General features: G+C 44.3%; 19 protein-coding genes, 1 tRNA gene and 1 pseudogene. 11 read left to right on the top strand and 10 right to left on the bottom strand.

The annotated features are described in order from the left end of the window. Window positions 1-100: 100 nt before the first annotated feature. Window positions 101-373 (top strand): annotated as a pseudogene (locus H6F41_RS13155) (HigA family addiction module antitoxin); the annotation flags it as partial. A gap of 81 nt (window positions 374-454) precedes the next feature. Here the strand turns inward: H6F41_RS13155 and H6F41_RS13150 are convergent. Further along, window positions 455-1,057, bottom strand: a complete 603-nt coding sequence (locus tag H6F41_RS13150; protein WP_190403931.1) for a YIP1 family protein — start codon at window positions 1,055-1,057, stop codon at window positions 455-457. An 82-nt stretch (window positions 1,058-1,139) separates the two neighbouring features. Between H6F41_RS13150 and aroA the strand changes: the two genes are divergently transcribed. Continuing rightward, a complete protein-coding gene (gene aroA, locus H6F41_RS13145; RefSeq protein ID WP_190403930.1) occupies window positions 1,140-2,480 on the top strand; it encodes a 3-phosphoshikimate 1-carboxyvinyltransferase in 1,341 nt (446 codons plus the stop codon). An 80-nt stretch (window positions 2,481-2,560) separates the two neighbouring features. Here the strand turns inward: aroA and H6F41_RS13140 are convergent, their stop codons facing one another. The 3 genes from H6F41_RS13140 to purB all read right to left on the bottom strand — a co-directional run bounded on the left by H6F41_RS13140 (window position 2,561) and on the right by purB (window position 6,918). Next, window positions 2,561-4,573: an NAD(P)H-quinone oxidoreductase subunit 5 gene (locus H6F41_RS13140; RefSeq protein WP_190403929.1), complete on the bottom strand. Its 2,013-nt coding sequence runs from the start codon at window positions 4,571-4,573 to the stop codon at window positions 2,561-2,563. Window positions 4,574-4,853: 280 nt separating this feature from the next. Then, complete coding sequence (locus tag H6F41_RS13135) at window positions 4,854-5,519, bottom strand: DUF2834 domain-containing protein (RefSeq protein WP_190403928.1); 666 nt, start codon at window positions 5,517-5,519, stop codon at window positions 4,854-4,856. Window positions 5,520-5,622: 103 nt separating this feature from the next. Then, window positions 5,623-6,918 carry an adenylosuccinate lyase gene (gene purB, locus H6F41_RS13130; RefSeq protein ID WP_190403927.1) on the bottom strand — a complete coding sequence of 432 codons (1,296 nt, stop codon included), beginning with the start codon at window positions 6,916-6,918 and terminating at the stop codon, window positions 5,623-5,625. A gap of 219 nt (window positions 6,919-7,137) precedes the next feature. On the opposite strand from purB, the gene H6F41_RS13125 reads away from it, so the two are divergent. Next, window positions 7,138-7,224 (top strand) — tRNA-Ser (locus tag H6F41_RS13125). A gap of 130 nt (window positions 7,225-7,354) precedes the next feature. Here the strand turns inward: H6F41_RS13125 and H6F41_RS13120 are convergent. Further along, entirely contained in the window at window positions 7,355-8,710 is a 1,356-nt protein-coding gene (locus tag H6F41_RS13120; protein WP_190403926.1) for a TldD/PmbA family protein, read from the bottom strand. Window positions 8,711-8,908: 198 nt separating this feature from the next. Continuing rightward, a complete protein-coding gene (gene ureG / locus H6F41_RS13115; RefSeq protein ID WP_190403925.1) occupies window positions 8,909-9,502 on the bottom strand; it encodes an urease accessory protein UreG in 594 nt (197 codons plus the stop codon). Between the two features lie 79 nt (window positions 9,503-9,581). Here ureG and ureE point away from each other — a divergent pair, with 79 nt between their 5' ends. Together ureE and H6F41_RS13105 are read left to right on the top strand one after the other, a co-directional pair. After that, the gene (gene ureE / locus H6F41_RS13110; protein WP_190403924.1) at window positions 9,582-10,037 is read left to right on the top strand and encodes an urease accessory protein UreE; all 456 of its coding nucleotides are present in this window, start codon (window positions 9,582-9,584) and stop codon (window positions 10,035-10,037) included. After that, window positions 9,979-10,752 carry an urease accessory protein UreF gene (locus tag H6F41_RS13105; RefSeq protein ID WP_242023040.1) on the top strand — a complete coding sequence of 258 codons (774 nt, stop codon included), beginning with the start codon at window positions 9,979-9,981 and terminating at the stop codon, window positions 10,750-10,752. The genes ureE and H6F41_RS13105 overlap by 59 nt, the downstream gene beginning before the upstream one ends. A gap of 58 nt (window positions 10,753-10,810) precedes the next feature. Here the strand turns inward: H6F41_RS13105 and mazF are convergent, their stop codons facing one another. From mazF to cobN, 3 genes are all read right to left on the bottom strand, one after another. Then, window positions 10,811-11,146: an endoribonuclease MazF gene (mazF, locus tag H6F41_RS13100; RefSeq protein ID WP_190403923.1), complete on the bottom strand. Its 336-nt coding sequence runs from the start codon at window positions 11,144-11,146 to the stop codon at window positions 10,811-10,813. Next, complete coding sequence (locus H6F41_RS13095) at window positions 11,140-11,382, bottom strand: AbrB/MazE/SpoVT family DNA-binding domain-containing protein (RefSeq protein WP_190403922.1); 243 nt, start codon at window positions 11,380-11,382, stop codon at window positions 11,140-11,142. Before H6F41_RS13095 ends, mazF begins: the two co-directional genes overlap by 7 nt. Window positions 11,383-11,448: 66 nt before the next feature. Further along, on the bottom strand, window positions 11,449-15,261 hold the full coding sequence (cobN, locus tag H6F41_RS13090; protein WP_190403921.1) for a cobaltochelatase subunit CobN: 3,813 nt from the start codon (window positions 15,259-15,261) through the stop codon (window positions 11,449-11,451). A gap of 119 nt (window positions 15,262-15,380) precedes the next feature. On the opposite strand from cobN, the gene H6F41_RS13085 reads away from it, so the two are divergent. The 4 genes from H6F41_RS13085 to H6F41_RS13070 all read left to right on the top strand — a co-directional run bounded on the left by H6F41_RS13085 (window position 15,381) and on the right by H6F41_RS13070 (window position 20,433). Further along, a complete protein-coding gene (locus tag H6F41_RS13085; RefSeq protein ID WP_190403920.1) occupies window positions 15,381-16,844 on the top strand; it encodes a cryptochrome/photolyase family protein in 1,464 nt (487 codons plus the stop codon). Window positions 16,845-17,701: 857 nt separating this feature from the next. Continuing rightward, entirely contained in the window at window positions 17,702-18,091 is a 390-nt protein-coding gene (locus tag H6F41_RS13080; RefSeq protein WP_190403919.1) for an AbrB family transcriptional regulator, read from the top strand. Window positions 18,092-18,315: 224 nt separating this feature from the next. Further along, window positions 18,316-19,107 (top strand): TatD family hydrolase, encoded by a 792-nt coding sequence (locus H6F41_RS13075; RefSeq protein ID WP_190403918.1) that lies wholly within the window; start codon window positions 18,316-18,318, stop codon window positions 19,105-19,107. 183 nt (window positions 19,108-19,290) lie between these two features. Continuing rightward, on the top strand, window positions 19,291-20,433 hold the full coding sequence (locus H6F41_RS13070) for a cysteine desulfurase family protein (protein WP_190403917.1): 1,143 nt from the start codon (window positions 19,291-19,293) through the stop codon (window positions 20,431-20,433). Window positions 20,434-20,460: 27 nt separating this feature from the next. On the opposite strand, the gene H6F41_RS13065 is transcribed toward H6F41_RS13070, so the two are convergent. Further along, window positions 20,461-20,838, bottom strand: a complete 378-nt coding sequence (locus tag H6F41_RS13065; RefSeq protein WP_190403916.1) for a universal stress protein — start codon at window positions 20,836-20,838, stop codon at window positions 20,461-20,463. Between the two features lie 282 nt (window positions 20,839-21,120). Here H6F41_RS13065 and pnp point away from each other — a divergent pair, with 282 nt between their 5' ends. Further along, on the top strand, window positions 21,121-23,268 hold the full coding sequence (pnp, locus tag H6F41_RS13060; protein WP_190403915.1) for a polyribonucleotide nucleotidyltransferase: 2,148 nt from the start codon (window positions 21,121-21,123) through the stop codon (window positions 23,266-23,268). A 133-nt stretch (window positions 23,269-23,401) separates the two neighbouring features. Next, entirely contained in the window at window positions 23,402-24,424 is a 1,023-nt protein-coding gene (locus H6F41_RS13055) for a nuclease-related domain-containing protein (protein WP_190403914.1), read from the top strand. Window positions 24,425-25,083 lie beyond the last annotated feature (659 nt).

Below are 25,083 nucleotides of genomic sequence, written 5' to 3'. Positions count from 1 at the left end.
CGTTTTTGATAATCTTTTTGCTTTGGCAGTGGGGGCATTCCATGGCTTTCTCCTTGGCTCTGTCTCTATTTTCTCATACCACTAATTTAATGACCACTGCCTTCATCCTGGAGAAGTTCTTTTAGAAGAATTTCTTAAACCGATGAACTTGAGCCAAAATCAACTAGCATTATCTCTTCGAGTTCCTGCTAGACGTATTAACGAAATCATTCACGGTAAGCGACGAATTACCACAGATACGGCAATTCGCTTAGCATTCTATTTCAATATGTCTCCCAGATTTTGGCTTGGATTACAAATGGATTACGATTTAGATATAGCTGAAGATGAAATTGGTGAGAAGCTGAAAATGGAAGTAGCAGTTTTTAGCTAAAGCGATCGCAAATTGATAAAAACAAAAGAGAGTTGCGGCGCTTCGCGCCGCAACTCTCTTTTAGGCTATAGCTATAACTTGCTAAAAAGTAATACTCAAGATCAGCTTCAGGGTATTGCTAAGCCAAACGAGGGCGACTAGTCCACCAAGTATCGCTAAAGGGATGATTGCCAAGGTGCGCCAACTATTGATTTCCAAAGCAATTGAAGCGCTACGGACTTGCCAAATGATGAACCAGATAATTACGGCGATCGCAGCGACAATGCGGAACTGGGACGGTAAGCTGAGGGCAGGAGCCATTAATAACCAAGGTAAACTGGCAAAACCCGTCAGGGTCAACAATTCCAGCATAGATACTTGCTTCTGAAAAACACTAGCCAAAAGTTTTAGCAAAAATGTAAAAAATACCCAACCAATTACACCGCTAATCACTGACCAGATAATTGAGAATATCCCCACCTGATCGAGTCTCAGGATCTCTAAGATATTTACTGAGCCAATCACGATCGCAGCCTGCATAAATGAAGGTTGTGCCTTGAGTTGCTCAAAGGTGGCTTGTGGCAGAAATAATGTCCCATACAGCCGATCCAGAAATGTACCCAGATTTTGCGGTGGTTGGGATGACGGCTCACCATCTATTGCGATCGCAGTTAAATCAACGGAATTTGGCTCAGTGGGATTCATAAAAAGCTAGGGATGAGATGGATTAAGTCAAACTTTGCCTTGGTTTTGTCTTAATCTAATACTAATTGCTACTGACTTTAACATGATTGACCTCGATACTACGCAAACCCATCACCTCCTCAATATTGACGCAGACCAGTTGCCACAGGGCTTACGGGGCAAAATTACAATTCCCGGAGACAAGTCAATTTCCCATCGCGCCTTGATGCTTGGCTCGTTAGCAGATGGAGAGACAACGATTCGAGGTTTATTGCTAGGTGAAGATCCGCGCAGTACGGCGGCTTGTTTTTCGGCAATGGGGGCAGAAATATCAGAACTAAATTCAGAGTTAGTCACCGTCAAGGGGATTGGGCTAGGCAACCTCAAAGAGCCTGTTGATGTTTTAAATGCAGGTAATTCGGGGACAACCTTGCGCCTGATGTTGGGAATTTTGGCAAGTCATCCCGATCGCTTTTTTGCGGTTACAGGGGATAACTCTTTGCGATCGCGTCCGATGTCCCGTGTTGTTGCGCCCTTACGACAAATGGGCGCAAATATTTGGGGCAGAGAAAATGGAGCGCGTGCGCCTCTGGCAATTTCAGGACAAAATCTCAAGGCAATTCACTATCAATCCCCTGTGGCTTCAGCACAGGTCAAGTCCTGCATTATGCTGGCAGGTTTGATGACCGATGGCGAAACAATCATCACGGAGCCAGAGCGATCGCGGGATCACAGTGAAAGGATGCTCTCGGCTTTTGGGGCAAATGTCACCGTTGATGTGGATACTAATACTGTGATCGTCAAAGGTGGCGCAAAACTAGTTGGGCAAGAAGTAACCGTACCAGGGGATATTAGTTCCGCCGCATTTTGGTTAGTAGCAGCTTCCATCGTTCCCAACTCCGATCTTTTAATTGAGAATGTGGGGATTAACCCCACCCGTACAGGAATTTTAGAAGTTCTTAGCGAAATGGGAGCGGATATCACCTATGAAAATCAACGCGAAGTTACGGGCGAACCCGTTGCCGATTTGCGAGTGCGATCGGCAAATCTCAAAGGCTGCCGCATCGGTGGTGCGGTGATTCCGCGTCTTATTGATGAGATTCCTATTTTAGCGATCGCAGCTAGCTGTGCAGAAGGCACTACAATTATCGAAGATGCTGCGGAGTTGCGAGTCAAGGAAAGCGATCGCATCGTGGCGATGGTTAAGGAAATGACGAAAATGGGGGCAAATGTCACGGAGCGACCTGATGGCATGGCAATCGTGGGCGGTAAAGCCCTAACTGGTGCAGAAGTAGAAAGCTATGATGATCACCGTGTTGCTATGAGTCTGGCGATCGCAGCTTTGGTTGCTAAGGGTAAAACCTCCATCAATCGGGCTGAATCCGCCGCAATTTCCTATCCCTCTTTTATCCCCACCTTACAAAGCTTATATATCAGTAAATAAAAAAGGCGGCGCTTAGCGCCGCCTTTTTTATTTACTTGGTTTTTTAAACTAAAAATGGCGTAGCCATTTTTAGTTTGTTGTTAAATCGAAGTGGCGATGACAAAACCAAGCACACCAATGAAAATGACGAGGGCATAAAACTGCGCTTTACCATTTTCAAAGTATTTCAAACCTTCGCCCGTAACCACAGTTACGAAACCTGCAAGGTTAACCACACCATCAACAATTTTGGCATCGACTTCTAGCACTTGACGCGCAAGGCGGCGAGAACCAATCACAAAGACAGCATTGTAAATTTCGTCAATGTACCACTTGTTCTTCGAGAGCTTGTAAAGTGGCTCAATCGATTTTGCGATCGAACTAGGATCGATTTTCTTCTGCATATACATCAAGATAGCAAGAGAAATACCAATCAAGCCAATCCCGATCGAGCTACCACCCATCAATAGAAATTCGGGTGTAAAACCTTCAATGGGAACTTCGGTGATTTTTTCCGATGGGGCATGGATGAAATACTCGAAGTAATTGCCCAACGGTGTACCGACTAAACCGATCAGCATCGAAGGAATTGCCAAGACCATCAGAGGGAAAGTCATCGTGATTGGTGACTCATGGGGCTTGCTGGCATGGTGATGTCCATGACCATCGTCCGCTTGAGCTTCCTTGCCAACGGAGTTTTCAGCTTTGACTGCGGCTAAAAGTTGTTTGTCAGTACCGCGAAAATCGCCTTCAAAGGTGGTGAAGTACATACGAAACATATAGAAAGCCGTGATTCCCGCCGTGGCAAAGCCAATCGCCCAAAGCGCAGGATTAGCTTTGAAGGTAGAAGCAAGAATTTCATCCTTTGACCAGAAACCAGCGAAGGGAGGAATCCCACTAATCGCCAGAGTGCCGATGAAGAATGTAATTGCTGTAATCGGCATGTACTTGCGTAGACCACCCATCACCCGCATATCTTGTGCGAGGTCAGGATCATGTCCTACGACTTCTTCCATACCATGAATAACAGAACCAGAGCCAAGGAACATCATCGCCTTGAAGTAAGCGTGAGTCATCAGGTGAAATAGCCCTGCACCATATGCGCCTACACCCATCCCCATGACCATGTAACCCAATTGGGAAACGGTGGAATAGGCTAAACCTTTTTTAATGTCGTTTTGGGTAATTGCGATGCTAGCACCGAGAAAAGCAGTAAATGCCCCTGTCCATGCGATCGTGTTCATCACCGCAGGGATTTCTTCAAAGACAGGGAACATTCTTGCAATCAGGAATACACCTGCGGCAACCATGGTTGCTGCGTGAATTAACGCGGAAATTGGTGTAGGGCCTTCCATCGCATCGGGTAGCCACACATGCAGTGGGAATTGTGCCGACTTCGCGGCGGGCCCCATGAATACGAGGATCGCAAATAGGGTGGCAAGGGCAACACTCAAAGCGCCAGATTCTACTAGTTCACTCAGGCGTTCTCCCATTTCTGTGAATTCAAACGTACCTGTTGCCCAATACAGACCCAGCAAACCCAGTAGTAAACCGAAGTCACCAACGCGGTTAGTGACAAAGGCTTTTTGGCAAGCATCGGCAGCTCCTTTGCGATCGAACCAAAAGCCAATCAGCAAGTAGGAACACATCCCCACTAGTTCCCAGAAAATATAAATCTGTACCAAGTTGGGGCTAACGACTAATCCCAACATGGAGGAGGTAAATAAGCTCAGGTAAGCATAGAATCTGACATAGCTGGGATCATGTGCCATGTAGCCATCGGTGTAAATTTGTACCAAAAAGGCGACGGTGGTGACGATCACGAGCATCAATGCCGTGAGGTGATCGATCACAAAACCCATGTTCAGATGGAATGTACCTGCTTGCGCCCACTCAAAGGTGTAGAGGTAGGGTTCATGCCCTTGGATCTGACTCCAGAGTAGGTTAATTGCCATCACCATTGCCCCACCTGTGGCGGAAACGCTGAGGATTGACCATAGCGATCGCAATTTGTTGGTGGATTTGTTAAAGGTAATCAGTCCTGTGCCGATAATCAATGCTGCGGCGAGTGGCAGCAAGGGAATCAGCCATGCGTATTGATATGCAAAGTCCATAGGTCGCGTTTGAACGCAAAGTTTGTTGTAGAGATCCTTTTAATAAGTCAGTTTACTACAGGGCGATCGGCTGCGATGTGTTAACCCTGAGCATTGTTACTTATTAATTCAAAAATTTAAGAAAATTTAAACCTTAACACCGCCAATATAGCGTTTTGTTGCCCCGCCGAAGGTGAGGAAACAAAACGCTGAACTAGAAGAAGAGTTGTGGCGCGAATCGCCGCAACTCGCTTCTTGGGTTTTGATTTGCTCTAATACAAGTGGCGGTAGCTATATGAATTTATGTTGTTGCTTTTGGTGGAGTGGCTTCACTTTCGATCAATGGCGATCGCAAACATAAGTAAATCAATGCACCGATCAGAGGCACGATCGCAATAGTTGTAAAAAAGCGATCATCGGTCATGCCGCGCCTTTCCATGTCATCACTGAGCAACCAAGGAAACATCAGCGAGAGCAAACAGAAATCGAGGGTCATTACATGGATAAATCGACTGGTTTGCCATTGCTGTAAAAAGTCCGCCAAATTTCCTGATGCAAAGCCATAGAGTAGAAAGTAAATTGCGATCGCAGTTAGCGCTATACCTGTAATCCGTGAATCTAAAATCTTGACATTCCAGCTTTTTTTGCCGACAAAGGTGGGATTGTCTTCACGCAAAGCAAAGTAAGGTAATAGCGCAAATGCCCCTAACAAAAAGGAAAGAGCAGCAAATGGCCAAGCTGGTATTTTTTGCCCTTGTCCATCACTAACCAAAATGCAGGCATAAATGCAAGGAAAAACCCCCATCAAGTTAAATAGCGCCACGATATAAGCATTTGTGCTTTGCCATTCACCCGCAATCAGTTTTTGGATTAATTCAAAAGTGTCAGGTCGATCTGGCGGTGCAAAGACGAACGCATAGACTGAAAATAAAATCCAAATTAGCCAAAATCCCAGTTTGTTAGACATAAATCCAATAGTTACAGCCTGTTGATCCTTGCAGTATACAAAAATTTTCTTTGGTCAAAATACCAACAATGCGACGCTTTGCGTCGCATTGTTAATCTTCAAGTTAGATGCCCAATCTTTGATAAATCTGATCGAGATTTTTAAGATGCTTATTCGGATCAAAACAAGCCGCCAATTCATCGTCAGAGAAAGTCTTCTGCACGGTTTCATCTTCGCTAATCAGCTTGCGGAAATCGCCATCGGGCTTATTCCACGCAAGGTGAGCGGCTTTCTGAACGATCGCGTAACTATCTTCACGACTCAGGCCCTTAGTTACTAGTCCTAAGAGTACCTGCTGACTAAAGACGACCCCACCATAACAATAGAGATTGCGTTCCATATTGTGGGTATGAACTAACAAATTCTTCACCAAGTCGGTGATTTCTCTGAGCATGAAGTGGGTGAGGATACAGCTATCGGGAAGCAATACCCGCTCCGCCGCACTGTGGGAAATGTCGCGCTCATGCCATAGCGCCACATTTTCTAGAGCCGTAGTTGCATAGCCTCGTAATAGACGCGCCATACCCGTGAGACGCTCCGAGCGGATCGGATTGCGTTTGTGGGGCATTGCCGATGAGCCTTTTTGTCCTTTAGTAAAGTGTTCTTCTACTTCGAGGACATCGGTACGCTGGAGATTGCGAATTTCGACAGCGAAACGTTCGATTGATGCGCCAATTAGGGCAAGCACTTGCGAAAATTCGGCATGGCGATCGCGGGAAATGACCTGAGTTGATGCACAATCAGGCTGAAGCCCTAACTTTTGACAGGCGATTGCTTCGATACGGGGATCGACGTTGGCATAAGTCCCCACCGCACCTGAAATTTTACCAACGGCAATATTTTTGCTGAGTGCTAAGAGGCGATCGCGGTGGCGCAACATTTCGGCTAACCAACCTGCTAGCTTAAAGCCAAAGGTAATCGGTTCAGCGTGAATACCATGGGTGCGCCCCGACATGATTGTGTAGCGATGTTGCTGGGCTTGATAGCGAATTGCTTGGATTGCTTCTTCTAGCTGCGCTTGGATGATTTCTAAGCTATCTACTAACTGTACTGCTAGAGCTGTATCGAGCACGTCGGAACTGGTTAGCCCAAGGTGAATATAGCGACCCGCATCACCAACATATTCATTAACGTTGGTCAAAAACGCGATCATGTCGTGCTTGACGGTTAATTCAATTTCGTTGACGCGATCAGCGTCAAAGTTTGCTTTTGCCTTAATTTCTTCGACAGCATCAGCAGGAATATATCCTAATTCTGCCTGTGCCTCGCAAACGGCAACCTCAACTTGCAACCAAGTTTGGTACTTGTGCCGATCTGTCCATAGCCGACCCATTTCGGGTAATGTATAGCGTTCTATCAAGACTTACGCTCTTGGAATAATCACAATTTTTAACTATAGCAAATTTTACAATTATTTAGGAAAGCAATTTTGGAATTTTCAGCACCAAAGGTGCTGAAAATTCCAAAATTGCTTTCTGCTACTGTCATGAGTCATGTAAAATTCATTTTTAAAACTTTGCTGATTATGCTATTGTTATAACCGCTCTAAAAGTTTTTGTAGAGCCAATTAAGAATATTTGGAGAGGTGGCAGAGTGGTTGAATGCGTCTGACTCGAAATCAGATTTAGGGTCACACCTAACGGGAGTTCGAATCTCCCCCTCTCCGTAAATAACAAGCAACAAAAAAAGCCTTGCATTGCAAGGCTTTTTTTGTTGCTTATCCCAGCCAAAACCATTGTGAAGCCGCCGCACCTATTAGCAGAGGTAGCGCCGCTACCTCTGGGAAGGGATTAGGTTTACAGGGTAAACGTAAAATCCTTAACCAATATGCCTGGAGAAAGAATGCCGCCTAAAGATCGTTTTTCGTAAGTGCCTGTATCGGGGATAAACTCAAGAAAATCGGTCAGAGCTAACAGATTGTCGCCGAGAAAATCATAGATGCTATCGTCAAAGCGGAGATTTTCGATGGGTGCAACCAGTTCACCCTGTTCGACCCAGAAACAGGCATAGCGAGTCATACCTGTGATCCGTCCGCCTGTATGGTCACTCCAGTTGAGATAGTGCAAATTTGATAGATATAGTCCCGTATCTAATTGCTGGAGAATATCCGCTTCCGCCAATGACCCTGCCTTAACTTCAGGCGATCGCATGTACTCACCCGCACTTGCCCCATTTGCCTCTTTGCCATATTCCTTAGCGCTGCGCGAGCTAACTAGGGTATTAACGAGTTTGCCTTGCTCAATTACGGCTAAATATTCAGGGGCAATTTCTCCTAATCCATTGAAGCGGGGAACTTGTCCATGGCTAAAGTTTTCGCTGAGGGATAGCAAGGGCGAAAGAGCTTTTTCTTGATTTTTGAGTTTTAAAAGTGCGCTACTACCTTGTTGCAAGCTGGCTTCACCAGCACTTCCTGCGACAAATTCGAGTAGGGCAGCCGCAGCCGCAGGGGCAAAATAGGTGCGATATTGTCCACGTTCGATGGTTTTGCTTGTTTTTTGGAGAGCGGCTAGTTGTTGCTTAGAGCGTTGAATCTGGGTGTTATAGGATGACGAATTCCATTCTTTTCCTGCATAGATGCCCTTGACGGCTTTTTCGCCTGAAGCTGTTTGCACAAACATGGAGTAATCCACAAAAAAAGAGTCGGTGGCAAACCAATGCCTTTGACCTGCGGAGTTGGCATTGGCGCGAATGATCGATCCTGATGCGTAGAAACCTGTGAAGTCAACATCGGTGACAGATTTCAAAATCGTTGCGATCGCAATTTCAGGATCGAGCAATTTACCCTGATAGACATCGCGACTCGAACCTTGATTTTCGGGAATGACGACATAGGGGTTTTCAGGAATTTGAGATACTTCCGTGCGTAAATGTTTAAGATTTGCGATCGCGCGGGCTTGATCGATATCAAAGTCTCCTGTAAAGGGAAACTCGGCATGGGCTTCACACTGATCGGCAACTAGGGAAATCGTCATATTGCCATCGGCAACTACACCTGACTGTCTCACCTTGGCATTATTAAACCTTGTAAACTGACTGCGCTCACTATCAAGATTGATGGTCAAATGTTCACGCACCTGAAGACAATCAATCAAGTAATCAGCTAATTGATAAAACGCATGTTCTAGATTTTTTTCTTCGAGATTTCTGATCATTTAAAAGCTCAATTCCTAATTAATTTTTGGTAAGTAGCTAGGCTTAATTAAAATCCAGAGCTAAAACCTGTGGCGCACGCGCAGCGTGCGCCACAGGTTTTAGGGTTTTATATTTAATTGCGCCCAGTTACTTATAGCAAAGGTAAAACCATTTGCAGACAAGTGGCGGTGCTTCGCTTCACCAAGCGATTCTTGAAGTCAAATCTTACTAATAATAAACTTAGTTACAATATCTAGCCCTGTTTGGTCTTTGAGATTGCTAAATACAAAGGGTTTTTGACCACGCATTTTGAGTGCATCCCGTTCCATTACACCCAAATCTGCGCCAACATAAGGGGCAAGATCAATTTTATTAATTACCAATAAATCGGATTTGGTAATTCCGGGTCCACCTTTGCGGGGGATTTTGTCACCTGCGGCAACGTCAATTACATATAGGGTTAAATCCACAAGTTCAGGGCTAAAGGTGGAGGCAAGATTATCCCCACCACTTTCCACAAAGATTAAGTCTAAATCGGTAAAGCGTAATTCCAATTGCTCAATGGCGGCTAAATTCATGGATGCGTCTTCACGAATTGCTGTATGTGGACATCCACCTGTCTCTACACCAACAATGCGATCTCGATCGAGAGCTTCACTGCGGACTAAAAACTGAGCGTCCTCTTGGGTATAAATATCATTGGTGACGACAGCTATTTGAAAGTGCGATCGCAGTGACTTACAGAGGGCATCAACGAGGGCAGTTTTTCCAGAACCAACTGGGCCAGCGACTCCGACACGAAATGGTGACATGGTTATATTTCCAGATACGGTATATACGGTAGAGTAATGTTGGCACTGAGCCGCTTTACTTTAACTGTAATTTTAGCTAATGCACATTGTTACACAACGTTTATCGACAGAAGCAAAGAAATTGATTGATCTCGATTCTCTGCTCACTCTTGCTTTAATTGCTGAGGATAGAACTCGCAGTCGTCATCGCTTTATGACCGTTGAAGGAGAAGAGATTAATTTGCAATTGCAAAGGGGAACTGTGTTAAGAGAAGGTGACATTCTCGCAGATGCCCAAAATCAGCCAATTGCAAAGGTGGTCGCCAAGCCAGAACCAGTTATTACCGTTACAGCGAAATATCCCCTTGAGTTTTTAAGAGCCGCTTACCATTTGGGCAATCGGCATATTGGTTTGGAAATTACCGAGAACTATTTGCGGCTATCTCCTGACTCAGTTTTAGAAGATATGGTTTTGCAAATGGGCTTGACAGTTACCCATGAAACCCAGCCTTTTCAACCTGAATCTGGCGCATACCATCACCACCATGAACATTAATCCTGATTCGCTGCAACTTTTGCGTTTATTGCAAATTACTAGCCCAGCTTTGCCTGTTGGTGCGTATAGCTATTCGGAAGGTATAGAGTACCTTTGTCAGCAAGGTATTATTCAAACTGAGGCGGATCTTTGCGCTTGGTTAAGCCGAGAGTTAGCCTTTGGATTTATTACCAACGAAGCGGCAATCGCACTTCGCGCCCACCAAGCTGTAATCACAAATAATCTGGTGGATCTAAGTTATTGGAATAATTGGCTCTCGGCAACTAGAGAAGCGGAAGAGATTCGTCTGGCGAGTTGGCAAATGGGACAGTCATTAATGAAGTTATGGGAACAACTTGCGGAAGGGCTTTATCGCGATCAGCAGCAATCGATTAGTTCACTGTTACCCATGGCGAAAAACAATCAAAATGGTCAGGGATGTAATTTTGCGATCGCATTTGGCATCGTTGCGGCTAGTTTAGGGATTGATGCTAGTCAAACCACAATTGGTTATATTTCCAGTTGGCTATCTAATTTGGTGAGTGCGGCGGTGCGGTCAGTTCCCTTTGGGCAAACAGTTGGACAGCAAGTTATTTTTCAACTCAGTCCCAATGTTTTAACTAGTGCGGCATCGGCTCTACAAAAAGCTGATCATGATTTGGAATGGTGTGGTTGGGGAGCAAGTATCGCTTCGGCAAATCATGAGACACAATATTCGCGATTGTTTAGAAGTTGATCAGAAGTTTTTGATTGCCACCGATCCAGAAACTAAGTGGTTAAGCATAAATAACTACTTAGTTTAAAAGTGTCTCAATTTTTGCAATGACTTCCTCAATAGTGTTATTTGACGCTCTTTCAATAAAACTTATCTTTCTTGCTTGCCAGTCTAAACTCTTAATCTGGTCAGCGAGAATCACTCCCTTAGTTTTTGTATCTGTGAGCAGAACCTCAAACTTCCATTCCTTAATTTTAGAAGTAATTGGACAAAGCAGAGCCAAGTTTGAACGTTGATTATAGGCTATAGGCGAAATTACAAAAGCGGGACGATGACCATATTGTTCGCGTCCGAGCTGTGGATTAAAATCTAGCCAGACAATATCACCACGATCGGGGATGTATAGCTTTACCATACTTCATTACCAACAGGAATACCTGTGGAGATTTCTGCATGGAGATTTTCTGAGGTCATGCCATCTAGCAGTTCATCCAGCATATATTTCTTACGTCGATAGGGTGTTAAAACAATCTTTCCATCGATAATATCTATGTTGATTTCGCTGCCTGCTTGAATTTGTGCCTGTTCAGCTATAGCTTGCGGAATACGTATAGCTAAACTATTACCCCATTTAGAGATAGCAGTTGTCATAATCAATGCTCCAAACAACGTATATCTATTGTATCTACATTGCCTTGCTTTGCCAACATTTCACTGTCAGTATTTATCAAAATTTTGCGACTCAATTGCACCCTCAGCATCATTTGCGATCGCCTTTAATCGATCCAACATATCTGCCGTCACGTCTTGCCACATCCCGCGCTGATTCGCCTCTAACAATCGTTCCGACATATCTCGCAACGCCCAAGGATTGCTAGATTTAATAAAATTCTGGACTTCAGGGTTAAAAATATATGCCTCCGCAACACCCTCATACATGAAGTCGGAAACGCAGTTAGTCGTAGCATCATAGGCAAATAGATAGTCAAGCGTTGCCGACATCTCGAAAGCACCTTTATAACCGTGACGCATCGCTCCTGCGATCCATTTGGGGTTAACCACACGCGATCGATAAACCCTTGCAATCTCTTCACTTAACTTGCGAACCTTGGGCTGAGCCATGCGTGAGTTATCGCCAAAGTACACCTCTGGAGCATTCCCTGAAATAGACTTGATCGCCGATGTCATTCCGCCCTGAAACTGATAATAATCATCGGAATCTAGAATGTCATGCTCACGATTGTCCTGATTTTGCAGCACTATTTGCATATTGCCAAGACGTTGGTTAAAAGCTTCAGGGGCGGATTTTCCTTCGGATTTGCTGGTGTAGGCGTAGGCACTCCAATTGATATAGGCTCGCGCTAAATCCTGCTCACTTTCCCAGTTTTGCGACTCGATTAAGCCTTGTAAACCTGCACCATAGGCACTCGGCTTGGAGCCGAATACCCGATAACGCGATCGCTCTTGGGCTTGTTCTAAAGTTAATCCTTCTCTTTGCCACTGTGCAGATTCGGCTTGAACTTTTGCCGCTAAGGGATTCTGATCGGCAGGTTCATCGAGATTTGCCACAGCATTCACCGCACTATCAAATAAATCGATGAGATTTGGGAACGCATCACGAAAGAATCCTGAAATCCGCAGGGTCACATCTACACGGGGACGACCAAGGATTGACAAAGGCAAAATCTCAAAATCCACGACGCGCCGCGATACGCCATCCCAAACAGGTTGCACGCCTAATAAAGCCAGTGCTTCGGCAAGGTCATCGCCACCCGTTCGCATTGTGGAAGTTCCCCAAATCGATAGCCCCAAGGTTTGCGGATATTCGCCATGCTCTTGCGTATAGGTTTCGATCAACACATCCGCAGCTTTCCGCCCAATATCCCAAGCTGTTTCTGTTGGTACTGCCCTAATATCCACCGAATAGAAATTCCGTCCTGTGGGTAATACTTCAGGTCTGCCCCTCGTCGGCGCACCTGATGCGCCGCTAGGAATATATTCACCATTGAGTCCGCGTAGAAGATTGGTGATTTCTTGCTTGGTTTTGTAGAGAGATGGCAAAAGGCGATCGCAAATCCATGTTAGTTCTGTTTGAATTGCAAGACCCTCATCCCCCATCCCCTTCTCCCATGAAGAGAGAAGGGGGGCAAGATTAATTTTCTTGTTCCCCTCTCCCAAGGGAGGAGAGGGGAGAGGGGTGAGGGCATCCACCAACTCCGCCGCATATTCCTCTATAACTTCCACGGCATCCCCAATAATTCGACAATTCACTAAGCGTGAATGAGAACTCGCTGGAAGTAACTCGCCTAAATTCGCAGTCAATGGATCGAAATCTAAACCCCAATCCTGCGCGATCGCCCTAGTTAGCCCCATTCGATTAGCCGTAGGATTACGGGCGATCGCTACTACCAAATCTCTTAACAGTCTCCCCTCTGGACATTGCCCAAAAATATGCAAACCATCCCGAATTTGTGCCTCCTTAATCTCACAAAGATAACCATCGGCTGTTGTCAGAATTGTATTCAGCGAATCCTCTAAACGGTCTAAAGAAATCCCTAAATCTTGATGCAGATTTTCCTGTTTGATTAATTCGGTTAATCTCTCTCTCACCATTGGCAATCGGTCAGGATCGAGAGTTTCCGCTTCGTAATATTCATCGATCAAGCCTTCCAATTGTTGCAAACCACCGTATAGCTCAGCGCGAGTCATTGGTGGCGTGAGGTGATCGAGAATCACTGCTTGCGATCGCCTTTTTGCTTGAGAACCTTCGCCGGGGTCATTGACGATAAAGGGATAGAAATGCGGCATCGCCCCAAAGGCGGCTTCGGGATAGCAGTTTTCTGATAGCGCCACACTTTTTCCGGGGAGCCATTCGAGATTGCCATGCTTGCCAATATGGGCGATCGCATGGGCGTTAAACTTGTCGCGCACCCAATGGTAGAAAGCCATATAGTCATGGGTCGGTTCTAAATCAGGGGCATGGTAATTGAGCGTAGGATCGAGATCGTAGCCGCGTGATGGTTGAATTCCGACAAAAATATTTCCGAACTGCATACCTGCGATCGCAAATTCTTTCTCATATTTCGGCTGATTCCATCTTGCCTGAATTCCATTTTGGACAGGCTCAGGTAAATTCTGAAAATAGTTTTGATAATCTTCTAGCGCTAAAGATTGATTAATCTGACGTACTCCAAAGGATTCGCGATCGTTAGTCACACCTGTAGTTAACAACTTCATCAACTCATCGCTAGTCTCAGGAATCTCACCAACGCTATAGCCTGAATTTCGTAAAGCTTTGAGAATCTCTAAACAACTGGCTGGTGTATCTAACCCGACTCCATTGGCTAATCTACCATCACGGTTGGGATAGTTGGCAAGGATTAAAGCGATTTTGCGATCGCAAATATCTGTATGCTTGAGCTGTATCCATTTCGCCGCCAGATCTGCCACAAAATTAATCCGCGATCGCACAGGTTCATAGGTTAATACTTCTGTTTGCAAAGCGAGATTCTGTCCCTGCATCGCTTTAAAGGAAACTGCTCTAGTAATAATCCTGCCATCAACTTCAGGCAACACCACATTCATCGCCATATCACGGGGAGTTAGTCCTTGCGTTCCATTTGCCCAAGTTTTCTTTAACCCACCACTAAAAATCACTTGAAATACAGGTACATTCAAAGCTTCCCAAAGATCAACTTGGGGTGTATCGGTTTTGAGGCTCGCTAAAGAAAAGCTGGTTGTATTCAAAATTAGATCAACTTTTCGATCCGATTCAGGCAAGCAATAGCGAATTAACTCTGCTTGCACATCTGGCTCTTTTAAAGACGAAACATAGATGGGTAAAGGTTCTAAATTCCGTTCTTGCAATGCTTCACACAAAGCTGTGATCGCCCCCGTATTTCCCGACAAATAATGAGCGCGATAAAAAAGAATCGCCACTCTCTCATTCTCTACCGATGGGACAGGGGGCTGAGGTTTGAGGGCTTCATAAATCCCAATCCGAGGCACTGGTTGCGGAAGCTCATATTCTGATGCAATATCTAAAAATTCTTTCGCCAAAAACTTCAATAAATTCTGATAGTTCTCAACTCCTGCTTCGATGAAATATTGCCAAGCCTGATTCACCAAAGTTAGAGAAGTCGTAGAATGGCTAGTCAAACTAGGATCGGGACGCTCATCTCCCGGTAATACAATCAAAACTGCACCTGTATTTAACACAGTTTCCTTAACAACTTCCAATCCATAGCTCCAGTAAGATTGCCCCCCAATTAATCGCACAATAATTACTTTGGCGCTTGTTAAAACCTCTTCGGCGTAGGTATCGATCGCAATTTGCTGCTGTAGCTGCAATACATTCACCACCCGAATTTGCGGGAAATCTTCAGGTAATTGGGCAGTAGCCGCCGCGAGGGTTTGGATATCAGTATCAGCAGCAGTGATAATTACAATTGGTGCAGGTTGCTGATCAACGAAAATTACGCTGTCGGTGGACTGGTTCCAGCCGCCTGATATAGTCGCGATGCGGTGCATTTTTTAAGCTCTTTACAATCTCATGGAAAATCTATTTAATGTTATGCAGTGCCAAGCGCTGGGCGTGACTTAAATGCTGCATAAGCGGTAGATTTATATTGTAAGCACAATTGATCTGTATGCCCGAACTCGTTCATAACTTGGTGGGAACTGCCCAAAATCCGATCGCTATAGTTTGGCATCGTCGCGACTTACGCATTGATGATCATCCCGCTTTGAGCGCAGCTATTGCACAGGTGGGCGATCGCGGTAAGGTCGTGGGTCTATTTATTTTCGATCCTGACATTCTCGATGATGGGGTGACTGAGGGTAGCAAGGTTGACTTTATGCTCGGTTGTTTGCGCGAGTTGCAAGCCAACTATCGACGACTAGGTAGTGATTTGTTATTTATGCTTGGTCAACCTGTGCCGTCAATTTGTGCCTTAGCCCAAGCGATGCAGGCAACCCATGTATTTTTTAATCAAGATGTTGAACCCTTTGCGATTAAGCGCGATCGCAGTGCCACAGATTCATTGCAATCCTTGGGAATTAAAGTACAGAGCTTTGTTGATATTGGCTTGATTGCTCCAGATGCGATCGCAACTCAGGCGGGAGAACCTTATAAGGTTTACACTCCCTTTTGGCGCAATTGGCAAAGTAAACCAAAGCCCCAGCCCTTTGATGCACCGCAAAAAATAACAGGTTTAGATACTTACGCAAATTTGCCCACCATCGCCTTACCAAGTTTGCGTGACCTCAAATTTATTAATGATATTCAGTTACCAAAAACAGGCGAAGCGGCGGCATTAGATCTTTTAAATCAATTTTGCGATCGCAATGGCATTTTGCGCTATCAACCCGAACGTGATTTTCCCGCCCATGCGGGTACATCAACCCTGAGTCCCCATTTACGGTTCGGCACAGTCGGCATCAGACGGGTGTGGACGGCGGCTATCGCCGCCCAGCAACGGGTACGCAGCGAAGAAGAAGCAATTAGTGTCACCACATGGCAACAGGAATTAGCGTGGCGGGAGTTTTATCAACATGTTCTCTTTTATTTTCCTGAACTAGAAACAGGAGCCTATCGTCCCCAAATGCGACAATTCCCTTGGGATGATGACGCGGAGAAGTTTGAGGCATGGTGTGAAGGTCGGACAGGCTATCCCATTGTTGATGCCGCAATGCGTCAACTCAATCAAACGGGCTGGATGCATAATCGTTGTCGGATGATCGTCGCCAGCTTCTTAACTAAGGATTTGATCATCAATTGGCAATCGGGTGAGCGTTATTTTATGCAAAAGCTGTTAGATGGAGACTTAGCCGCAAATAATGGCGGTTGGCAATGGAGCGCCTCTAGTGGTATGGATCCTAAGCCTTTGCGGATTTTTAATCCCGCTTCCCAAGCGCGTAAATATGATCCTGAAGGGGAATATATTTTGCGCTGGTTGCCTGAGTTACAGGGATTAACTACTGCCGAACTGTTAAGCAGTAACATTCCGCCGCATCAATGCCAAAGACGCGGTTATCCTTTACCAATCGTTGACCACAATATACAGCAGCAAAGATTTAAGAAACTCTATCAAGACTGTAAGCTTAGTTCTTAAATTTCACACCCGATGCCATCCGCATGGTGGACGGTATTTGCTTCTAGCGCTGAGACATAAAGGTTGGCATGACGATGTTACGCTAACCTTTTCTCGGATGCTATGAAGCATTTTCGTGATTTCTTGATTTAATCTCACCGCCGTATTTGGTATCTTTGCACTAACGTTAAGAACCACTAACAATATTGTCTTAGCAAGAACCATAGCAGTGCACACACTAGTTGCATTTGAAAGCTTTTATCTAATTAGTATTAGCTAATTTGTATCATCTCTGTTTGACTATTTCACAAAACTGACTCAATCTATTACCTATATTCCTGCGATCGGTATTGGTTGCGTGTCTGTTTTACAGATTTTCTTCAGTCAAGTTACATCGGTTAATGCCCTATTCAATACACAGCCACGCAGTTTTCTGTAAGCTCTAATTTGTATCGGCATTGGTGTTTCTGTATTGATACCCGCACTATTTCATAATCGATTTGCAGTAATCATCTAGAGATATGAAAATATAATCATCTTCATAATCATCTTCGTATGATTATATTTTCTCAGAAGATTTTGTGTGAATTTCGTAGGTGTTCGACTAAATGAAACCTAATACATCACCTGTTCGGGTGAAAAAACTATTTCATATTTCTATGTTTTGCACAAAAAAGGTTCTATTCAAATACTTTAGTAGGATGGACTTTGTGCAGCAACATCAAAAAAACAAATTTTTTCAATGTTTTAGTAATATTTGAAAAAATGTACGACAATAGAGATGCTAGTCTATGTAAGTTCAAATACATAGGTGTATAAAATTTCTCTTATCATATAGAGATATTTTAAATCCCAATCTTGAAATTCCTACTAATTTTATGGCAGATACTATTACTTCTCCTTTGACAGGAAAAGCGCTTCTTCAAAAAGCAAAAGAGTTAAACAACTTGCCCAAACGTGAGCAAGCTAAAAAGTGTGGCTACTTCACTCGTGGAAAAGACGGAGTGGAGAGAGTCAACTTAACTGATTTCTATGAGGCAGTGCTTGCTGCTAGAGGCTTTGCAATTAATCCTGAACAGAACAAAGATGGGCGTGGGCGTGAACCTACGTTCCGTGTTAGCGTTCACAAAAATGGACAAATCGTGATTGGCTCTACCTACACAAAATCGATGGGTCTACATGAGGGTGATGAATTTGAGATTAAGCTCGGATACAAGCATATTCACCTGATCCAGTTAAATAATGATCAATCATCGGACGAGGAATAACTAGGAGTTAGTATTCAGGACATTATTTAGTTGCCTAAAGATGAAGACCATTGTTGTAAATTCTGTAAAAATCACTTTCCTAGAAGGAATTATGTGTAGTTGATAACAGATTGTTTAAACAATGGTTTTGAGCGAGAAAATTAACTTAACTGGGGGAGTGGTTAATTTTCTCGTTGACTTATACGTTTGGTTTTTTGATCTTGATTTGTAGGTTTTCTTAATTTATGCAGCTAGTAGATACCCATGTGCATATCAACTTTAAGGATTTTCACACTGACTTAAATGAGGTGCGCGATCGCTGGCTTCGTAATGGGGTGACGCGGTTAGTCCATTCCTGTGTGAGCCCTGATGAGTTTGATCAAATTCAGGCGATCGCAAATCAATTTCCTGAAGTAAGTTTTGCTGTGGGTTTGCATCCACTCGACAAAACTTTGAACACCTCAGGTTGGAATCCTGAAATTGGCGATCGCATTCAGGCTTTGGCAAGTAGCGATCAACGGGTGGTGGCGATTGGTGAAACTGGTTTAGATTTTTTCAAGTCTGACTCTAAAAATGCTCAGATTGAAGCCTTTAAATCACAACTAAGGACAGCACGATCGCTAAATCTCCCTGTGATTATCCATTCTCGCGAAGCTGCGGTGACAACCCGCCAAGTTTTGCAAGAAATTAATGCCGAAGATCCCCAAAAGCCGATCCGTGGTGTCATGCATTGCTGGGCAGGAAATCCTGAAGAAACTCAGTGGTTTGTCGATTTAGGAATGTACATTAGCTTTAGCGGTGTCGTTACCTTTAAAAATGCCCATGATCTACATGAATCTGCCAAGATCGTGCCTAGCGATCGCATTTTGGTAGAGACTGATTGCCCATTTCTTGCCCCTGTCCCCAAACGGGGTAAGCGTAATGAGCCTGCCTATGTGCTGCATGTTGCTGAGACTGTTGCTCAATTAAGGGGAGTTGAACTGACGACATTAGCCTCTGAAACTACTAGCAATGCCTATCAGTTATTTTCGCTGTAGCTAGGCATAATTAAAAATTAGAGCTAAAACCTGTGGCGCACGCTGCGCGTGCACCACAGGTTTTAGGGTTTTATATTTAATTGAGCCCAGTTACTTAGAGCCAACTAGAAAATATCGCCTAAAGTCAAAAAAGAGGATCTGCTCAGCAGATCCTCTTTTTTGACTTTAGGATAAAATTATTTCATGCAAATATACCTAGATCATGGTGCTACAACCCCCACGCGACCAGAAGTCATTGACCTGATGACAGAGGTGTTGCGATCGCAATGGGGAAATCCCTCAAGCCTGCATTGGTGGGGTGAACGCGCCACCATGGTGATTGAGCGAGCGCGTTTACAAGTAGCCAGTCTGATCAATGCTGATCCTGAAGGAATTATTTTTACATCGGGCGGGACTGAATCGGACAATATGGTGGTGATGGGCATGGCGCGACAATATCTCACGCCTCAGCACATGATCATCTCTGCCGTTGAACATTCAGCCATCCGCGTCCCTGCCCAATATCTAGAGCAGCAGGGTTGGCAAATTACCCGCCTACCTGTTGATCGTCGTGGTCGCGTCAATCCTCAAGATCTTGAACAAGCAATCCAGCCGAATACTGTGCTGGTATCGGTGATCGCCGCCCAAAATGAAGTGGGGACAATTCAGCCCATTGAGAAGCTAGGGCAAATTTGTCGTCATGCGGGGGTATTATTCCACACTGATGCCGTACAGGCGATTGGCAAGATGGCGATAGATGTCCAAGCTTTACCCATTGATTTACTCTCCATATCCGCCCATAAGTTCTACGGCACACAGGGAATCGGAGCGCTCTATATTAATCCGATCACCGCTAAATTGCGATCTCAATTTTCCCTGATCCAAGGCGGTGGACAGGAACGTAATTTGCGATCGGGTACACAGGCTGTCGCTGCGATCGCAGGCTTAGGTTTGGCCGCCGAACTTGCCGAACGGGAACTAATCACTGAATCCGCAAGATTAACTCAATTACGCGATCACCTATACACATTAGTCGCGGATATCCCAGACCTGATTCCGACAGGCGCAAGCAATGCTAACCGACTACCGCATCACCTCAGCTTTTATCACAAATATATCGATGGTCGTCGCCTTGTCCGCGAAATGAATTATGCAGGCATAGCGGTTAGTTCAGGGTCGGCATGTAGTAGCGGTGCGATCGAACCTAGCTTGATCCTATTAGCCATGGGCTATTCCCCTACCGAGGCAAAGAATAGCATTCGGATTACCCTTGGCAAAGCCAACGAAATCGCCGACATTGAGTGGACAGCCCAAGTAATGCACCAGATTTGCCAAAGACTGCCATAAAAAAGGCGGCGCATTGCGCCGCCTTTTTTATGGCACAACCAATACAGGACAAGGCGAGAGATTAATCACTTTCTGGCTCACACTATCATCAGGATGCTCTTCAGAAAGGCTCACTCCACGCGAACCCATAATAATCAGATCCGCATTAATTTCATCGGCAAAATCGCAGATCACAAAAGCTGCCTTGCCTTCAGCAACCTTTGTCTTCACCGCAATCCCCGCCTCCGAAAAATAAGATTGCACCTCTTGGATCAGATCCTGCGATGGTTGGCGATCACTATCAGCCTCAGCAACTGACAACACATATAGATCTGCCTGATACTTTTGGATAAGCTCGATCGCTATGTCTACAGCTTGGCGGGTTTCTTGACTTCTGTTTAGAGGAAATAAAACAGTCTTAAACATAATTCCTACCTAGCCTTGCGATTCAAATTTGTAAACATTGAAGTTGAATTTAAGAAATTTTTACTTTCTTGACTCCATTTTAATAATCAAAAGAGCCTGACAAGATTTAAATTTCTTAATTTTTAACATGCGATCGCTACTAAGCTTTTCTATAGGTACTTGTAACGCCTCTATCTTCGTTTTTTGCGGCAATCAAGCCCGATAATCAACAGACCTTACTACATCAGTGCTACCATTCGAGATATATAACGAGAAAAAAGTCAAAACGGAAGTAGATTATAGATGGATGCCGTAACAAAAATTATCCCTTTTTATGGCAGGGAAATTAAATTAAGAATTGGCACGTTTGCCCCTCAAGCTGGCGGCTCAGTATTAGTCCAGTGTGGGGAAACAGCAATATTAGTGACAGCGACCAGAGGTCCTGCTCGCGAAGGCGTTGATTTTGTGCCACTGCTTGTTGATTATGAAGAGCGCCTATATGCAGCAGGTCGCATCCCCGGAGGATTCCTGCGTCGTGAAGGTAGACCTCCCGAAAAGGCAACCCTAACTTGCCGATTAATCGATCGCCCCATGCGTCCACTTTTTCCTAATTGGTTGCGTGATGACGTGCAAATTGTCGCCACCACCATGGCGATTGACGAAAAAGTACCGCCCGATGTTTTAGCCGTCACAGGTGCATCCATTGCTGCTTTGATCGCTGGTTTACCATTTATGGGGCCAATGGCAGGTGTACGAGTTGGTTTGGTCGGTGATGAATTTATCATTAATCCCACCTATGCCGAAGTCGAAGCAGGTGATCTTGACCTCGTAGTAGCTGGTACTGCGGAAGGCATCATCATGGTGGAAGCAGGAGCGAATCAGTTGCCTGAAGCTGACATGATCGAAGCGATCGACTTTGGTTATGAAGCAGTTCAAGAATTGATTAAGTTCCAACTCCAGTTAATTGAAGAGCTAGGCATTGCCCCCGCCGATCTCACTCCTCCTGAAACCGATCCAACCCTAGAAAACTTTATTGCCAATTTGGTTAAAGATAAAGTCGCGCAGGTGGTCGCTAGCTGTGAAAAAGATCGCAATATTCGTGATGCTGCCCTTGATGCCATCAAGGCTGAGCTGGTAGAGGCGATTGCCGCGTTGCCCGATGAAGATCCTGTCAAACTAGCTGCCGATAAGAAAGTGGTCAGTGCCACTTACAAAGATCTCACCAAAAAATTAATGCGATCGCAAGTCATTGAGCAGAACGTGCGGATCGATGGACGCAAACTCGATGAAGTTCGCCCTATTTCCACAGAAGTCAGCGTTATTCCTCGCGTCCATGGTAGCGGTCTTTTTAATCGTGGCTTGACTCAAGTTCTCTCCATCGCCACCCTTGGTACACCTGGCGATGCCCAAGAACTTGACGATTTGCATCCCGATGCTAAAAAGCGGTACATGCACCACTACAACTTCCCACCCTATTCCGTTGGCGAAGCCCGCCCCATGCGCTCCCCTGGTCGTCGTGAGATTGGTCACGGCGCTTTAGCTGAACGCGCACTCTTACCAGTGCTACCACCCAAAGATCAATTCCCTTACATCCTTCGCGTTGTATCTGAAGTTCTATCTTCCAATGGTTCTACCTCTATGGGTTCTGTCTGTGGTTCTACCCTAGCCCTAATGGATGCAGGTGTTCCTATTTCCAAGCCCGTAAGTGGAGTTGCCATGGGGCTAATTAAGGAAGGCGATGAAGTGCGTATCCTTACCGATATTCAAGGTATTGAAGACTTCCTTGGTGATATGGACTTCAAGGTTGCGGGTACAGATACTGGTATCACGGCCCTGCAAATGGATATGAAAATCACCAGTATTTCCATGGACACCGTGCGAGCTGCTATTACCCAAGCTAAAACTGGTCGCGCACACATCATGGGCAAGATGTTGGAATTGCTCTCCGAGCCAAGACCAACCCTATCTCCCTATGCACCACGTCTACTCACCATTCGCATTGATCCAGAACAAATCGGCATGATCATTGGACCTGGTGGTAAAAACATCAAGGGTATCACTGAGGAAACTGGCGCGAAGATTGACATCGAAGACGATGGCACAGTGATGATCTCCTCGATGAATGGAGATGGTGCAATTAGGGCAAAACGGATCATTGAAAATATGACTCGTCGTGTTGGTTCTGGTGATGTCTACCTCGGGAAAGTTACCCGTATCATCCCCATTGGTGCATTTGTCGAGTTCCTTCCTGGTAAAGAAGGAATGGTACATATTTCCCAACTTGCCGAGGGGCGTGTCGGCAAGGTTGAAGATGAAGTTGCCGTTGGTGATGAAGTCCTGATCAAGATTCGGGAAGTGGATAATCGTGGACGGTTTAACCTAACTCGCTTGGGTATCCATCCCGATGAAGCCGCCGCCGCAAGGGCTGCTGCCGCCGCTACTAACGAATAATAGCGCTGAATACAGAAGAAAATGTAGTGACAATTCATGAATTGTCACTACATTTTCTTCTGTTACGTAAGGTTTAAAAATTTGAATTTGAGTGCAAAGCCCTAGAAGCACGGTCTAGCGCTACCCCAAGACTATGGTTATTAAAGAACTAGATAGCATTGAGTCAACTAACAAGCTTGAACAAGCAGGATATTGCGCTGAGTCTCAGCTCGCTTTCTATCTCAAAAGAGAATTTAAGGATGATCCACAATTTCTAATTTTTAACAATCTCCGTTTCAAAAAAGATGAGGATGTTTGTCAGATTGATCACTTGATTTTATATCAATATGGAATAGTGATCATTGAAAGTAAAAGTGTCACCACTCGCGTTGAGGTGAATGAACTTGGGGAATGGAAGCGCTGGTTTAATAATGATTGGCAAGGAATGCCTTCGCCAATTTTTCAAGCTCAGCGACAGGGAAAGTTTCTCAAAGATTATTTAGAAGATCATGTTGAGAGCTTACTCAATAAGATGTTGTTTGGGATGCAATCCCATTTTACAAAGATGCCGATTGATGTGTTAGTGGCAATTTCTGATTCTGGAATTATCAATCGTCCCGCAAATGACAAGCTGGATATTGTTTGTAAAGCTGACCAAGTTCCAGAAAAGATCAAGGCGATCGCATCGGAATATCGCAAAAAAAGTAGTCTTTTTAATCTCAGTTTAGAGACTGCCTATGAACTTAATAAAGAAGAAATCTCAAAAATCAGTAAATTCTTGTTGGCGCATCATCAACCTGTCAAAAACAAACCTTTGGTTGATAGCCCAATGCAAAATATTGCGATCGCAACGCCACAATCACCACCACCAAAAAAGATTATCCCCACCTCTTCGCGTCGCCTACCTAAGCCAGACCCCCCACCTAAGCCAGTTGCTAAGCCCGTCGCAATAACCACAAAAAATACTTGCACTCACTGTCAAAGCCCTAATATTGCGATCGCATACGTGCATAGTTACTTCTTTAAATGCAATGCCTGTGGCAAGAACACACCCATCAAAAATACTTGCCCAACCTGTTGCGATCGTGAAAGAATCCGCAAAAGTGGCTTGCAATTTTTTAGTGAATGTGAGAAATGCAAAACTTCAAGATTGTTCCACATTAATTCTATAGACTAATATCTCGCATTCCGATAATACGCATTTTTTCATAGATTCTCATAAACACATATCCACAAATTTGTAAATCATTAGTGAAAATGATTTACGACTATTCTCTTTTAGTCGATTACTTGAGATTGCTTTTTTTGCAAAAAATCATAAAACAATAAGATTTTAGATGCTGTCTCAACATAAATAATTTGCCAGCAAAATAATCACTTTAACTTTATATTTTTTCTGTTTCACCTTAATTTTTTCAGTTTACAATAAGTCCTCACAAAAATTATCTTGATATTTATTGATGGTTTAAAGCTATATTATTTTCCAATAAACAAAAACCGAAAAAATCTTTTTCAATATGCTTTTTAACTACTTAAGCTATCTTTTGAAAATACCGATAATTTCAGTAATAAGTAAGAATATAAATTTTACGAGTAAAATTTATATAAAAATATTTGTTTATCACTCATAAATCAGCAACAACTATGAATAGTTAAAATATCGATCATTGGTTGTAACTTTTGGCGATTATTTGGGTAAATTATTAACCGAATATACAGAAATAAATAAAAAACAAGGTTTCAGGAAATATTCTTGAATCCACATTGACGACTGCTAAAAAGCTTCTCATATTACTTAGAAACAGTCTAAATAGCCATTGCTCTATCAAGTCAGGA

It is taken from the genome of Pseudanabaena mucicola FACHB-723 (assembly GCF_014696385.1).
Taxonomy (GTDB): Bacteria; Cyanobacteriota; Cyanobacteriia; order Pseudanabaenales; family Pseudanabaenaceae; genus Pseudanabaena.
The sequence above is the reverse complement of the archived record's forward strand: the minus strand, read 5'-3'. Positions and strand labels throughout refer to the sequence as shown.

What these genes read in the sequence shown, in the direction of transcription:
- H6F41_RS13150 (WP_190403931.1), bottom strand. Translation starts at nt 1,057, where the DNA reads ATGAATCCCACTGAGCCAAATTCCGTTGATTTAACTGCGATCGCAATA.
- aroA (WP_190403930.1), top strand. Translation starts at nt 1,140, where the DNA reads ATGATTGACCTCGATACTACGCAAACCCATCACCTCCTCAATATTGAC.
- H6F41_RS13140 (WP_190403929.1), bottom strand. Translation starts at nt 4,573, where the DNA reads ATGGACTTTGCATATCAATACGCATGGCTGATTCCCTTGCTGCCACTC.
- H6F41_RS13135 (WP_190403928.1), bottom strand. Translation starts at nt 5,519, where the DNA reads ATGTCTAACAAACTGGGATTTTGGCTAATTTGGATTTTATTTTCAGTC.
- H6F41_RS13120 (WP_190403926.1), bottom strand. Translation starts at nt 8,710, where the DNA reads ATGATCAGAAATCTCGAAGAAAAAAATCTAGAACATGCGTTTTATCAA.
- ureG (WP_190403925.1), bottom strand. Translation starts at nt 9,502, where the DNA reads ATGTCACCATTTCGTGTCGGAGTCGCTGGCCCAGTTGGTTCTGGAAAA.
- ureE (WP_190403924.1), top strand. Translation starts at nt 9,582, where the DNA reads ATGCACATTGTTACACAACGTTTATCGACAGAAGCAAAGAAATTGATT.
- H6F41_RS13105 (WP_242023040.1), top strand. Translation starts at nt 9,979, where the DNA reads ATGAAACCCAGCCTTTTCAACCTGAATCTGGCGCATACCATCACCACC.
- mazF (WP_190403923.1), bottom strand. Translation starts at nt 11,146, where the DNA reads ATGGTAAAGCTATACATCCCCGATCGTGGTGATATTGTCTGGCTAGAT.
- H6F41_RS13095 (WP_190403922.1), bottom strand. Translation starts at nt 11,382, where the DNA reads ATGACAACTGCTATCTCTAAATGGGGTAATAGTTTAGCTATACGTATT.
- cobN (WP_190403921.1), bottom strand. Translation starts at nt 15,261, where the DNA reads ATGCACCGCATCGCGACTATATCAGGCGGCTGGAACCAGTCCACCGAC.
- H6F41_RS13085 (WP_190403920.1), top strand. Translation starts at nt 15,381, where the DNA reads ATGCCCGAACTCGTTCATAACTTGGTGGGAACTGCCCAAAATCCGATC.
- H6F41_RS13080 (WP_190403919.1), top strand. Translation starts at nt 17,702, where the DNA reads ATGGCAGATACTATTACTTCTCCTTTGACAGGAAAAGCGCTTCTTCAA.
- H6F41_RS13075 (WP_190403918.1), top strand. Translation starts at nt 18,316, where the DNA reads ATGCAGCTAGTAGATACCCATGTGCATATCAACTTTAAGGATTTTCAC.
- H6F41_RS13070 (WP_190403917.1), top strand. Translation starts at nt 19,291, where the DNA reads ATGCAAATATACCTAGATCATGGTGCTACAACCCCCACGCGACCAGAA.
- H6F41_RS13065 (WP_190403916.1), bottom strand. Translation starts at nt 20,838, where the DNA reads ATGTTTAAGACTGTTTTATTTCCTCTAAACAGAAGTCAAGAAACCCGC.
- pnp (WP_190403915.1), top strand. Translation starts at nt 21,121, where the DNA reads ATGGATGCCGTAACAAAAATTATCCCTTTTTATGGCAGGGAAATTAAA.
- H6F41_RS13055 (WP_190403914.1), top strand. Translation starts at nt 23,402, where the DNA reads ATGGTTATTAAAGAACTAGATAGCATTGAGTCAACTAACAAGCTTGAA.